10 protein-coding genes are annotated in these 12,420 nt (G+C 67.7%); 6 read left to right on the forward strand and 4 right to left on the reverse strand.

Annotated features, from left to right (window positions below):
* Positions 1-65 precede the first annotated feature (65 nt).
* From NA10_RS25600 to NA10_RS25615, 4 genes are all read left to right on the forward strand, one after another.
* Entirely contained in the window at positions 66-3,731 is a 3,666-nt protein-coding gene (locus NA10_RS25600; protein ID WP_067572353.1) for an ATP-binding protein, read from the forward strand.
* A gap of 111 nt (positions 3,732-3,842) precedes the next feature.
* A complete protein-coding gene (locus NA10_RS25605) occupies positions 3,843-4,454 on the forward strand; it encodes a CHAP domain-containing protein (RefSeq protein WP_067572354.1) in 612 nt (203 codons plus the stop codon).
* 166 nt (positions 4,455-4,620) lie between these two features.
* The gene (locus NA10_RS25610) at positions 4,621-5,835 is read left to right on the forward strand and encodes a hypothetical protein (protein WP_067572355.1); all 1,215 of its coding nucleotides are present in this window, start codon (positions 4,621-4,623) and stop codon (positions 5,833-5,835) included.
* A gap of 268 nt (positions 5,836-6,103) precedes the next feature.
* Positions 6,104-6,829 carry a DUF1906 domain-containing protein gene (locus NA10_RS25615; RefSeq protein WP_067572356.1) on the forward strand — a complete coding sequence of 242 codons (726 nt, stop codon included), beginning with the start codon at positions 6,104-6,106 and terminating at the stop codon, positions 6,827-6,829.
* Between the two features lie 33 nt (positions 6,830-6,862).
* Here the strand turns inward: NA10_RS25615 and NA10_RS25620 are convergent, their stop codons facing one another.
* Together NA10_RS25620 and NA10_RS25625 are read right to left on the reverse strand one after the other, a co-directional pair.
* Positions 6,863-7,225: a hypothetical protein gene (locus NA10_RS25620; protein WP_067572357.1), complete on the reverse strand. Its 363-nt coding sequence runs from the start codon at positions 7,223-7,225 to the stop codon at positions 6,863-6,865.
* A 36-nt stretch (positions 7,226-7,261) separates the two neighbouring features.
* Positions 7,262-8,020, reverse strand: coding sequence for an Rv1157c family protein (locus NA10_RS25625; RefSeq protein ID WP_084515237.1), 759 nt, complete (start codon positions 8,018-8,020; stop codon positions 7,262-7,264).
* Positions 8,021-8,374: 354 nt separating this feature from the next.
* Here NA10_RS25625 and NA10_RS25630 point away from each other — a divergent pair, with 354 nt between their 5' ends.
* Positions 8,375-9,595 (forward strand): mannosyltransferase, encoded by a 1,221-nt coding sequence (locus NA10_RS25630; protein WP_067572359.1) that lies wholly within the window; start codon positions 8,375-8,377, stop codon positions 9,593-9,595.
* Here the strand turns inward: NA10_RS25630 and NA10_RS25635 are convergent.
* Both NA10_RS25635 and NA10_RS35975 read right to left on the reverse strand, forming a co-directional pair.
* Positions 9,537-9,830: a 4a-hydroxytetrahydrobiopterin dehydratase gene (locus tag NA10_RS25635; protein ID WP_067572360.1), complete on the reverse strand. Its 294-nt coding sequence runs from the start codon at positions 9,828-9,830 to the stop codon at positions 9,537-9,539. The two genes, NA10_RS25630 and NA10_RS25635, sit on opposite strands and share 59 nt — an antisense overlap.
* A 61-nt stretch (positions 9,831-9,891) precedes the next feature.
* Positions 9,892-10,071 carry a hypothetical protein gene (locus NA10_RS35975; protein WP_084515238.1) on the reverse strand — a complete coding sequence of 60 codons (180 nt, stop codon included), beginning with the start codon at positions 10,069-10,071 and terminating at the stop codon, positions 9,892-9,894.
* Between the two features lie 151 nt (positions 10,072-10,222).
* Between NA10_RS35975 and typA the strand changes: the two genes are divergently transcribed.
* A complete protein-coding gene (typA, locus tag NA10_RS25640) occupies positions 10,223-12,118 on the forward strand; it encodes a translational GTPase TypA (protein WP_067572364.1) in 1,896 nt (631 codons plus the stop codon).
* The last annotated feature ends 302 nt before the right edge of the window (positions 12,119-12,420 follow it).

A 12,420-nucleotide genomic window follows, 5' to 3' on the forward strand; every position in this document is an offset into this window, starting at 1 on the left:
TTCTGCCATATTGAAGGCCTTGTTCGGTTCGGCTCGTCAGTGGGTAATGGGGGTGGTTCCGCGCCATGGCGGTAACGCGGATCGGTGTGCTGGGACCGCTGCACATCAGTATCGACGGTCAACGAGTGCCTCCCGGGGCTCCGATGCAATGCGCCGTGCTGGGGCGGCTGGTGGTCGCGGGCGGGCGGGTGGTGCCCACCGATCGGCTCATCGACGATCTCTGGAGCGGTGATCCGCCCACCAAAGCCGTTGCCGCGCTCCAGGTCTATATCCACAATCTGCGCCGGATCTTCGAACCGGACCGGCCCCGCCGCGCCCAGTCCCGCATCATCGTCTCCGAATCACACGGGTACGCCCTCAATCTCGAACCCGAACAGGTCGACTCCTGGCATTTCGAACAGCTGCTGCACGGCCACGAATCGGCCATGCGCGATCCGGCGCAGCGCCCCGACCCGCTGGAACAGGTGCGGGTGCTCGATGCCGCGCTCGACTGCTGGCACGGCAACGCCTTCGAATCCTTCGCCGGAATGTCCTGGGCCACACAGGAAACCGCCCGGCTCGCGGCCCTGCGCCTGACCGCCGCCGAGTTGCGGGCGCAGGCCGCGCTGGAGGTGAACCGGCCCGCCGAGGTGGTGCTGGCGCTGCGGCCCATCTTCGCCGAACACCCCGGACGGGAGGAGTGCGCGCGCCTGCTCGCGCTGGCCCAGTACCGGCTCGGACAATCGCTGGACGCGCTCGCCACCGTGCGGCACAGCCGCGAATTCCTCACCCTGGAGTTCGGCGTCGATCCCGGACCCGGACTGCGGGATCTGGAGACGGCGATCCTCACGCACTCGGTGGATGCCGAACCGCCCGCCGCGCCGATCGTCATGCGCCGCGCCGATCCCGAACACGCGCCGGATGTCCTGCCGGACAGCGGTTACGGCGAACAGCGCACCGCCCTGCTGGCCGCCGCCGAGGCCGCGGCGGCCGGGCAGGTACGCCTGGTCTGGCTCGCCGGTGAGGCCGGTGCGGGCAAAACCACGCTCGCCGCCACCCTGGTCACCCAGCTGGCCGGGCGAGCCTGGACCACCGTCTTCGGCCGCTGCCCCGAGGTGGAGGGCGCACCGCCCGCCTGGGCCTGGGCCGAGGTGCTCACCGGACTCGATGCCGCCGATCCCGAAACCTATACCGTCTCCGACGCTTTCACGCTGGCCCGGCGCGTGGTGCGCTCCTGTCGCGAGCGCTCGGGCAACGGACCCGTGGCCATCGTGCTCGAGGATGTGCACGGTGCGGACGCCGCCACCCTGCAGGTACTGCGACAGGTGGTGAACTGGCTGCGCGATCGGCCCATCCTGATCATCGCCACGCTGCGCGGCACCGAGGCCGGACCCGGCGTCCGCGATACCGCCGCCGCGCTGGCGCTGTTCACCGCCGACCGCATCGAACTCGACGGCCTCGATCTGGCCGGTACCCGCCGCGCCGCGGCCGCCGCCGGACTCACCCTGCTCGACGATCGCACCGTGGAACTGCTGCGCCGCCGCACCGGCGGCAATCCGCTGTTCGTCCGCGAACTGGCCAAACTCGTTGCCGGACAGGGCAGTACCGACGCGCTGCCGGACAGTGTGCGCGATCTGCTCGGCCGCCGCATCGCTCAGCTGCCCGCCGAGGTGATCGAACTGCTGCGGCATATGTCGGTGTGGGGCGAGCACAGCGACGTCAATACCCTCGCCGCCTCGGCCACCCGCACCTGCGACACCGTCATCGATCTCATCGCCACGGCGGAGGCCGCGCGCCTGCTGCGCACCGAACGCAGCGGTCGCATCGCCTTCGATCACGCCCTGGTGCGGGAAACCGTCTACTTCGACATTCCGGTGCTGCGCCGGGCCCGAATGCACTGGGCCGCTTTCGAACTCCTCTGTGAGCGGCTACCGGGTCCGGCGCGCGCGCCGCGATCGGTCTCGGCCATCGACGCGCTCGCGCACTCGGCGGGGGTTTCGGTGGCCGATACCGCCGCGCCGGTCGGGGGAGCGGGAAGCGCACCCGCACAACCCGATTCACCGTCGCAGGTCACCGCCATGGACGCACTCGCGCATTCGGCCGGAATGCCCGTACCCGGTAGTCCGGCGGACGACATCGACGCACTGCACTGGACCGCCGTGCGCGCCAGCACGACGGCCGCCAAGGCGGGAGCGGCCGCGGAGCCCTCGGTCCTGCCCGGCGTCGATATCGACGCCCTGGCCCACCACGCCGCGCTCGGCGCGAATGCCGAAACCGCCGTGCGCGCACTCCAATTCGTTCGCGCCGCCGCGCGCCGCTGTGTACAGCGCGGGATGCGGGCCGATGCGGTACGGCGCTGGCGCTCGGTGCTCGCCCTGCACGAACTGGCCGGGCACATCGCCCCCAAGGCCGCGCGAGAGGATCGCATCGCGGTCCTGGAGGCGCGCTGTGAACTGGTCACCGCCCTGGCCTACGACGGTCAGCACATCGCGGCCCGCGCCGCCCGCGAACAAGCCATCGAACTCGCCGAATTCCTGGGCGGCTCAGCGTTTCTCGCCCGCGCGGCGACCTGCTGGCCGACCCCGCTGATCTGGTCGGTGCACGACTGGCACACCCCCGACCGGCGCATCCGGGAGCCGCTGCGCATTGCCCTGATGGACCCGAATCTCCCCGTCACCACCAGGATTCGGGTCCACGTGACCGCCGTCTTCGATCGGGCCCTGGAGGATCTCGAGGCCACCGATCGCGCCGCGCGCGCCGCGAGCGAACTGGCCGCCCCCATCGCCGATCCGGACCTGCTCTGTACCGTGCTGAACGCACAGGCCTTCGCCGCCTTCGCGCGCGGCGGCTTCCTGCGCGCCGACGACCTGAAACGCCATGCGGGACACATGCTCCGGATCGCCACCGATGCCGAACTCACCGAATTCCGCGCGCTCGCACACTATCTGCTGTTCCGCGCCGCCCTCGCCGACGCCGATCTGGTCGCCGCCGCCGACCACGCCCGCAGCGCGGGGGAATACGCCACCGACGGTCAGCTGCGTCATCTGCTCGATGCCATCGCACCCTTCGACATGGTGCTCGAGCTGCTGCGCGGCAATACCGACGGCGTGGAATTGATGCTCGCCATCGAACCCGCCGCGGCCGATCAGATCGTCGCGAATACCGAAGCGGGCGTACTCGAACCGGCCCGCGAACCCAATGCCCTGCATATCGGCATCGCCATCTCGCTGGCCTGGTTGCGCGAGGATATGTCCGGCTTCGTGGACGATCTGCGCGAACGCGCCGCCGTCAAACCCGAACTGTTCATCGATGGCTACGCGCTGGCCCTGCTGCATTCCGGACAGGAGGAGCTGGCCCGGCAGGTCCTGTTCGAAGCGGCTCCGCTGGCCCCGCAGTTCTGGTCCACCTTCAGTTCGGTGCGCACCCGGCTCGCCATCGCCCTGGGCGATCGACCGTGGGCGCGGGTGCTGTACGACCAACTGCTGCCGTACAGCGGGACCATCGCGGGCCTGGAGACCGGGGCGACCGTCCTGGGTCCGATGGATCACCGCCTCGCCGAACTCGCAGACTTCCTCGGCTACCCGGAAAGCGCGGCCGCACACCGTGCTTCGGCCGAACAGCTGCTGCGGCGGCTGGAGGGCGATCTGGCCTTGCTCGCCGAACGCGGCGGCCCCAACCAGGTGCCGCGCCGCACCCATCAGGTCCGCGAAGTCTCCCTGAGTCAGATCTGCGGTCCCGGCCGGACCGACTGACGCCGGTTGTGCGGATCCCGTGGAGATTCACCCACCCGGGAACCCGCGCGCCGTGCCGGGCGTCGAAACTGGTAGCGGTCGATCGTCGACCGGATACCGGGGAGGGATCAGATGACGGTGCTTTCGGAGCGTCCGACTCGACAACACCGCGGCCTGCGCCGCCTGGCGCTGGTGGCCGTACTGGCGGTGCTCGCCGTCGGCGGCGTCGTGGGAGTGCGCTGGTGGCAAGAGCATTCGAGCTATCCGGCGGTGGCGGGGGAGCGGCTGCGCAGTTTCCCGGCGGTCGACCGCACCGGCCTGGACGCCATCCAGTCGAGCATTCTCGATATCACCGCGCGCGAGTACGCCCGCCAGCCCGGCGGCACCGCCTACTCCGAGGGCGTCGAGGAACCGTGGTGCGCCGATTTCGTCAGCTGGGTGATGCGGGAATCCGGTCGCCCACTGGACAATCCGAATTCCGGCTCCTGGCGAATTCCTGGCGTCTCCACCCTGGAGGCCTACTACCGGCAGCAGAACCGATTCGAGGTGCCGGGTTATCGGCCGCACATCGGCGATGTGGTGATGTACGCCGGGGGCAGTGCATTCAGCCAGCACACCAATATCGTCATCGATACCGCCGCGGACTCCATCACCACCATCGGCGGCAATGAATTCGGCAGGATCAGCATCCATCGCATCGAGCCCGCGAAGGTGTCCGGCATAGTCGGCTACGGCCGATTGTGAACAGGCTGGTTCCACATTTTGGAAACGCTGCCCCCGGAGGGTGGGACAGAACGGGACTTCCGCCTACGATGGTCTTCGGCGGCGCCCGGCAGCGTCGCCGATTGATCCCTGTCCTGCTGCCCCCTCATCGGCAGGACAGGGGTCCCCGCCCGACGAAAGTAGCTGGATGACGCCGTCCGACGAACCCATCTGGATCGATTACGCCGAATTCGGCGAACGTTTCGTGGCGGCGGCGGTAACGGAATCCCGAATCGAAGCAGCGGTTTCCGGTATGGCCGGGCGCGGTATGTCCATCGGACCATTCGGTATCGGTCCCGCCGGACTCGCGCGATTCGTGGCCAAGGGCAGTGTCGGAAAACCCACCATCATTCGGCGCGGCCCGCAGGTGCACTTCGATGTGGCGCTGCCGGTGAAACTCCGGGTCGACGTCACCCTCGGCGGTCAGCGACTACGCCTCGAGGCGGTGGTCGACATCGATCTGCGACTACACGCCCGCACCGCGGATCCGCTGCTGATCGTCATCGATATTCCACCGGTCACCGGTCGCGATGTCAGTTTCGTCATGCGCGCGCAGGCCATCGGCGCGGCCTTCGATCTGCTGGTCGACCCCATTGCCAAATTGGTGCAGCGCGAGGTCGCCAATCGCATCAACGCCATTCTCGAGGATCCGGACGCACAGCGCGGTCGCACCTTCGATGTGGAGGCCATTCTCAATGGCAGCCGCTCGCCCTATCGCGGCCGGCCCGCCCACGAGTGGATCGACTACGGCGAATTCGGCCATCGCTTCTTCGAACGCATCGTCACCGTGGACCGGGTACGCGAGGTGGTGGAATCCATGGCGGGCAAGCCCATCGAGGTGGGCCCGATCCGCACCGGACCGGGTAATCGGGCGCAGGTCGCCGTGCACGGCACCGTGCGACTACCCCGGATCGTGGAGTCCACACACGATCCGGCGCCCGTCAAGCGCGAACCCGTGATCGCCGAATTGCCCACGTCCGCAGAGCAGAACCCGATTCCGGAGGCCGATACCGCCGACAAGGTGGATCTGGTGACCTTCGATCTGACCATTCCGGTGAGCCTGGACATCACCGTGGACGTACTGCAATCCAATCGCTACAGCGCCGAGTTGCAGGTGCCGGTCGCCCTGACCGCCCGAGCCGCCGAACCGCTGCTCATCGTCATCGACGCCGCCCCGCCCGCGCCCGAGGAGATCGAACTCGAGCTCAAGGCGCAGGGCCTGCGCGCGGCCGCCCTCGGCAAGCTCGCCGGGATTCGCCGTCAGGTGGCCGCACAGGTGGCCTCGGTGGTCCGCGCGGAGGTTGCCGATGCCTCGCGCCGCACCATCGATGTGGGCGCGCGCCTCGACGGCACCCGCGTCTGACCTCACGCTTTTCCGATCCGCCACGTGCAATGTGCCCGATTGCGCACGTATGTTACTAATGTTGCCAAAGTGCCGTGTGCGTCTGGCGATTCCAATGTGAATATGGTGAAATGAGGGCGCGTTCAGGGCTCCCGGCGCACGGATGATCTTCGGATCATCGGGGAAGGTGCGCCGGGCACGCCGCAAGAGGTTCTTCCGGTCACGGCAATCCCTTCGGTGCGCTCGCGACCGGCATGTTCGGTCAGCGAGTGTGCGAAGGAGTTCCGCGATGGTCCTTTCCCGTGTCAGCCGCCGAGCGTTCCTGGTCGGAGGCGCGACCGTAGTCGCCGGTATCTCCGCCGGTCTCACCCTGCCAGCCCCGAACGCGGCGGCGCGACAACAACTCGGCACTCTGCTGGATTACGCGGGCGGCGTGCCGACCGCCGAATCCATCAGCGCCGAAGGACATATGGGCGTGATCCGCTATGTCTCGGACCGCCGCCCCGGCGCGGAGTGGATGGCCGGAAAACCGCTGCTGGCAAGGGAAGTCGACCAGCTCCGGGCCGCCGGGCTCTCGGTGGTCTCCTGCTATCAGTTCGGCAAGGGTCCCACCGCGGACTGGCGTGGCGGCCTCGAAGCCGGGCTCAAGCACGCCGCACGGGGATTGGTGCTGCACAAGGCGGCGGGCGGCCCCGACAGCGCGCCCATCTACGCCTCCATCGACGACAATCCCGATGACGCCGATTTCGACACCATGATCGAGCCCTATCTACGAGGGTGGGAGACCGTCCTCGGCCACGATCGCGTCGGCGTCTACGCCAACTCGCCGACCATCGACTCGCTGCGTGACGCGGGCCTGGGTTCCTACTTCTGGCAACACAATTGGGGCACCCCGAAGGGGTACGTGCACCCCGATGCCACCCTGCACCAGTTCGAGATCGACAAGCGCTCACTGGACGGCATCGGAGTCGACGTCAACGCCGTACTCGCACCCCGGTACGGCCAATGGTGGTGAATGACCGCCGCTGAGGCACGGGAACTCGAAGAGCTAGGTCTGGCAGTGACCGGTCGGATCCTCCAGGAGATCCGACTCGTTCGGAACCACGCGCAGGGTGTGATGGTGATCGACGGTGTCGTCGCCGCCGCCCGAAAAGGCTTGGCGCTCACCCATCCACGAGAAAATCGACCAGCGGGACAGGCCCGAGAAGGCCGAGCCGATGCTGCCGAACGACGCGGAGGAGATGAGGGAGCCGAAGGATCCTGCGGAGCCGATGGACAGCACCGACCCGATACTTCCGATGGACAGAATCGAATAGGCCGAGCCGATCGACAGGATCGATCCCTCCGAGCGGATGGAGAGAATCGACCGGCGCGACTTCAGGCCCCGCAGGGCGGAGTTATCAACGGCCATGACTGTGGGTTTACCACAGTCATGGCCGGATTTCGCTCAGACCGTGAAGAATCCGACGGTCGGCAGGAACGAGCAGGTGATGGGCTGGGATTCGGCATCGGCCTGGGTGGTCAGCGAACCCGAGACCACGGCGACGACGCGGCCGGTGCCGGTGTCCACGATGGCCGAGAGCGTGGCCGGACCATCCGGATTGATCTTGGCCTCATCGGTCAGGTTGACCACGCCGCTCGCGCGGGTGTCCAGGTTCAGCCACTGCACCGTCATCGGCGGGGTCTGAATCTCGGTGGGCCGCTTGGTGCCCAGCGCGGTGAAGACGAAACCGGTCTGACCCGCAACGGGGCCGGGCGGGGGCAGCTGGGCCGGGCCGGGGACGGCGAGCGCGGTGCCCACCGAATCCGCACCGGAGCCGATGCAGCCCTTACCGATGGTCGGCCACAGGAACTGGGCGATGACCGGCCCGTCCTTGGGGATGTCCGGGCCACCACCGCCGCTGCCGTCCAGGAAGGTGATGATCTTGTTCAGCGTGTCCTTGACCGACTGCGGCAGGTTCAGCGTCGCCAGGATCTGCTTGGCCTGATCGAGAATGGCCGTGCCCGGGCCGGGGGCCGCGATATCCGCGGGACCGGCGGCGGCACCGATGATCGCCGGGATCAGCGACGCGAGAGCGTCGACCGGAACCCCTTCGGGGATCATCGGAATGGAGGCCGTGGTCTGCGCGGGCGCGGGCGCCGGCTTGGCGAACGCGGTGGTCGGTACGGCCACGGTGGCGCAGGCCGCCAGGGCGACTGCGGACATTGCGAACCGCGATCCTCGGGTGCGAAGCACTGGTGTAGCCGTCCTTACCTTCGGGTACATCTAGCGGCGATGGAGACATCGCTTCCGCGCCACTCTAGGGACCGGGCTGCCCGGTTGTACAGCCACGGAGTGATCTTGGCGTCCTGCATCAAGTAACGCTATCGAACCGCGGCGCGGAAGCGGTGTTACAGATGTGGTCAGTGATGCAAATGTTACAGCAGAGGGAACGTGCCGCACGGCACATCCGGCGGTACGACTACGCTTGTCGAGGCCCGCACGCCTGCCGGATTTCCGGTGAAGAGCCCGCCGGATGAATCCGGCGCAGCCCCTGTCGCCCGAGCTGAGAGTCCCGCCGTGAACCCACACTTCCGACCGGCAGCCGTGGCACTGGGTATTTCGGCGCTGATCCGCCTGGCCTGGGTGCTCTTCCTGCCGAACGGCATGAACTTCGTCGATCTGCACGTCTACGTGGATGGTTCGGCCGCGCTGGGTAGCGGCCACCTCTTCGATTACACCGACTCCAGCAAGACACCGGATTTTCCGCTGCCTTTCACCTATCCGCCGTTCGCGGCCTTGGTGTTCTACCCGCTGCACTTTCTGCCGTTCTCCTTCGTGGCCATCGCCTGGCTGCTGGCGACCATGGCCGCGCTGTTCGGCGTGGTATGGCTTTCTCTGGAGTTGATGCTCGGGAAAGACGCACTGCGCGAACAACATTGGCGCACCGTCGCGGTGGCGTGGACCGCCGTCGGACTGTGGCTCGAGCCGGTGCGCACCACCCTGGACTACGGCCAGGTCAATGTCTTCCTGGTGCTGATCGCCATGCTCGCGGTGCGCAGCACGCGCTGGTGGGTCTCGGGCACGCTGGTCGGCGTGGCCGCCGGGGTGAAACTGACGCCCGCGGTCACCGGCCTGTACTTCGCGGCGCGGCGGCGCTGGCTCGCGGCGGCGTGGTCGGCGGTGGTGTTCTTCGGCACCATCGGACTGACCTACCTGATCACCCCCGATGAGACGCATAAGTACTTCACCGAACTGCTCGGTGATGCGAGCCGGATCGGCCCGGTCGGTTCCTCGGTGAATCAATCGCTGCGCGGTGCGCTCAGCCGACTGCTCGGCCACGATGTGGTCTCCGGACCGGTGTGGATCGCGGCGGTGCTGGTGACCGCGGTGCTCGCGGTGCTGGCCTGGCGGGTCCTGGCGAACGATGACCGACTGGGCACGCTGATCATCGTGCAGCTGTTCGGTCTGATGGTGTCGCCGATTTCCTGGTCGCACCACTGGATCTGGTTGATCCCGGTCATGCTGTGGCTGCTGTACGGGCCCCTGCGCACGGCCGCGGGTGCGCGCGTCATGGCCGGGTACTGGCTGGTCACCACCGTGATCGGGGTGCCGTGGCTGCTCTCGCGCTTCCAGACGTCGATCTGGGTCATCTCGCGCCCGGGCATCCTGTCCTGGCTGGGCGCGGTGGATGTGATCGGCGTGCTGGCCTTCTACATCTGGGTGGCGTGGGCCGGGCGCGCTAACTCTGCGCGTCCAGCCGATCGATCTCGTGCGCAAGAGCCACATCCAGCGCGGTGAGGCCGTTCGCGTCATGGGTGGAGAGCGTGAAGGTCACCCGCCGCCAGCGGATATCGATATCGGGATGATGATTGGCGGCTTCGGCGGCGACCGCGACCCGGCGGACCAATTCGATTCCGGCCAGGAATGACGCGGCCTCGACGGTGCGGGAGATGCTGTGCCCGGTGCGGGTCCAGTCGGGGAGTTCGCTGAGCGCCTTGCTGATCTCGGCTTCGGAGAGCGGTGCGGGAGTCATGCCTCCGGTGTACTCCCGACGGAGCGCGGACGCGGGGATTTCGGTAGCGCGCCCGTGGAATTCACGCCGCGCGTGCGGCTTTGAGCCCCTTCTTGAGCTCCTTCTTACCGCAGCAGCCCGAGGCTTCGAGCTTCTTCATACGCATGATGACCACGGGGCATTTGAGGCACCGCGTCTTCTTACGGCAGCACTTCTTCTTCGGCTTCAGACCGGAGACGTCCTTCGCCTTGACCTTGCCCATGTTGGTTAGCTTAACCTAACTTGGATGCGTTAAACGTGTGAGTTATGTCGAACGGTAGTGTGTAGCTCGCCGCATGCCCGGTGGAATCAACTACTTCCCCATGCATGACCCGCCGGGTCGGGCCAACCCTTTGCACCAGGAGGAATCTAACGTGTCGTCTGTCGAGTTCCGTAACGTCGCCATCGTGGCGCACGTCGACCACGGCAAGACAACACTGGTCGACGCCATGTTGCGTCAGTCCGGGGCGTTTGCCGAGCGCGCCGAACTCGTCGACCGAGTGATGGACTCCGGAGACCTGGAGCGCGAGAAGGGCATCACCATTCTCGCGAAGAACACCGCGGTGCACCGGCACAATGCCGACGGCTCGCTGACGGTGATCAACGTGATCGACACCCCCGGCCACGCCGACTTCGGTGGTGAGGTCGAGCGCGGCCTGTCCATGGTCGACGGTGTCGTGCTGCTGGTGGACGCGTCCGAGGGTCCGCTGCCGCAGACCCGCTTCGTGCTGCGCAAGGCGCTCGCCGCCTCGCTGCCGGTCATCCTGGTGGTCAACAAGACCGACCGTCCGGACGCCCGCATCGAAGAGGTCGTCGAGGAGTCGCACGATCTGCTGCTGGACCTCGCCTCCGATCTGGACGACGAGGCATCCGAGGCCGCCGAGCTCGCACTGGATCTGCCGGTGCTGTACGCCTCCGGCCGTGAGGGCAAGGCCTCCACCGCCCGCCCCGAGAACGGCAGCGCGCCCGCCGCGGAGAACCTCGACGAGCTGTTCGAGGTCCTGATGAAGTACGTCCCCGCCCCCAAGGGCGATAAGGACGCGCCGCTGCAGGCGCACGTCACCAACCTCGACGCCTCCCCGTTCCTCGGCCGTATCGGCCTGGTCCGCATCCACAACGGCACCCTGCGCAAGGGGCAGAACGTGGCGTGGATGACCCCCGAGGGCAATAAGACCGTCAAGATCACCGAGCTGCTGCAGACCATCGGCGTCGAGCGCAAGCCCGGTGAAGAGGCCATCGCCGGCGACATCGTCGCCGTCGCCGGCATCCCGGAGATCATGATCGGCGACACCCTCGCCGATGTGGACAACCCGGTCGCGTTGCCGCGCATCACCGTTGACCAGCCCGCCATCTCGGTGACCATCGGCACCAACACCTCGCCGCTGGTGGGCCGCGTCTCCGGGCATAAGCTGACCGCCCGCATGGTGAAGGACCGCCTCGACAAGGAACTGATCGGCAATGTCTCGCTGAAGGTGCTCGACATCGGCCGTCCGGACGCCTGGGAGGTGCAGGGACGTGGTGAGCTCGCGCTGGCCATCCTGGTCGAGCAGATGCGCCGCGAAGGCTTCGAGCTGACCGTCGGCAAGCCGCAGGTGGTCACCCAGATGATCGACGGCAAGATGCACGAGCCCTACGAAGAGCTCACCGTGGACTGCCCGGACGAGTATCTCGGTGCGGTTACTCAGCTGCTGGCCGCCCGCAAGGGCAAGATGGTGCAGATGAGCAACCACTCCGCCGGGTGGGTGCGCATGGAGTTCATCGTCCCCTCTCGCGGTCTGATCGGTTTCCGCACCGACTTCCTCACCGAGACCCGCGGCACCGGTATCGCCAATGCCATCTTCGACGGTTACGCGCCGTGGGCCGGCGAGATCCGCGCCCGCCACACCGGTTCGCTGGTGTCGGACCGCGCCGGCACCGTCACCCCGTTCGCCATGATCCAGCTCGCCGACCGCGGCCAGTTCTTCGTGGAGCCGGGCGCGGACACCTACGAGGGCATGGTCGTGGGCATCAACCCGCGCGCCGAGGATCTCGACATCAACGTCACCCGTGAGAAGAAGCTGACCAATATGCGGTCCGCCACGGCCGACGTCTTCGAGACCCTGGCCAAGCCGCTGCACCTGGATCTGGAAGCCGCCATGGAGTTCTGCACCGACGACGAGTGCGTCGAGGTCACCCCCGAGGTCGTCCGCGTCCGCAAGCTCATCCTGGGCGCGACCGAGCGTGGCCGCGAACTCTCCCGCAAGAAGGCGCGCGACCGCGCAGCGCAGTAATATCTGCCTGCGCTTCGCTCCGGCGGGTCGCGGCCCTGGTGACCCCGGTTCTTCCCTCGCTCCGCTCCTGCGCTGCGCTCCCCCGCTCCACTCAGTCCAGAACCGGGGCGGGCCGCGCGGTAGTTTCTGCCTGCGCTTCGCTCCGGCGGGTCGCGGCGCTGGTGACCCCGGTTCTTCCCTCCCTCCGCTTCTGCGCTGCGCTCCCCCGCTCCACTCAGTCCAGAACCGGGGCGGGCCGCGCAGTAGTTTCTGCCTGCGCTTCGCTCCGGCGGGTCGCGGCCCTGGTGACCCCGGTTCTTCCC

The organism is Nocardia acidivorans NBRC 108247, from assembly GCF_001625085.1.
In the GTDB taxonomy this organism is placed as follows: domain Bacteria; phylum Actinomycetota; class Actinomycetes; order Mycobacteriales; family Mycobacteriaceae; genus Nocardia; species Nocardia acidivorans.

What these genes read in the sequence shown, in the direction of transcription:
- NA10_RS35975 (WP_084515238.1), bottom strand. Translation starts at nt 10,071, where the DNA reads ATGGGCAAGGTCAAGGCGAAGGACGTCTCCGGTCTGAAGCCGAAGAAG.
- NA10_RS25600 (WP_067572353.1), top strand. Translation starts at nt 66, where the DNA reads ATGGCGGTAACGCGGATCGGTGTGCTGGGACCGCTGCACATCAGTATC.
- NA10_RS25605 (WP_067572354.1), top strand. Translation starts at nt 3,843, where the DNA reads ATGACGGTGCTTTCGGAGCGTCCGACTCGACAACACCGCGGCCTGCGC.
- NA10_RS25620 (WP_067572357.1), bottom strand. Translation starts at nt 7,225, where the DNA reads ATGGCCGTTGATAACTCCGCCCTGCGGGGCCTGAAGTCGCGCCGGTCG.
- NA10_RS25625 (WP_084515237.1), bottom strand. Translation starts at nt 8,020, where the DNA reads ATGTCCGCAGTCGCCCTGGCGGCCTGCGCCACCGTGGCCGTACCGACC.
- NA10_RS25615 (WP_067572356.1), top strand. Translation starts at nt 6,104, where the DNA reads ATGGTCCTTTCCCGTGTCAGCCGCCGAGCGTTCCTGGTCGGAGGCGCG.
- NA10_RS25610 (WP_067572355.1), top strand. Translation starts at nt 4,621, where the DNA reads ATGACGCCGTCCGACGAACCCATCTGGATCGATTACGCCGAATTCGGC.
- NA10_RS25635 (WP_067572360.1), bottom strand. Translation starts at nt 9,830, where the DNA reads ATGACTCCCGCACCGCTCTCCGAAGCCGAGATCAGCAAGGCGCTCAGC.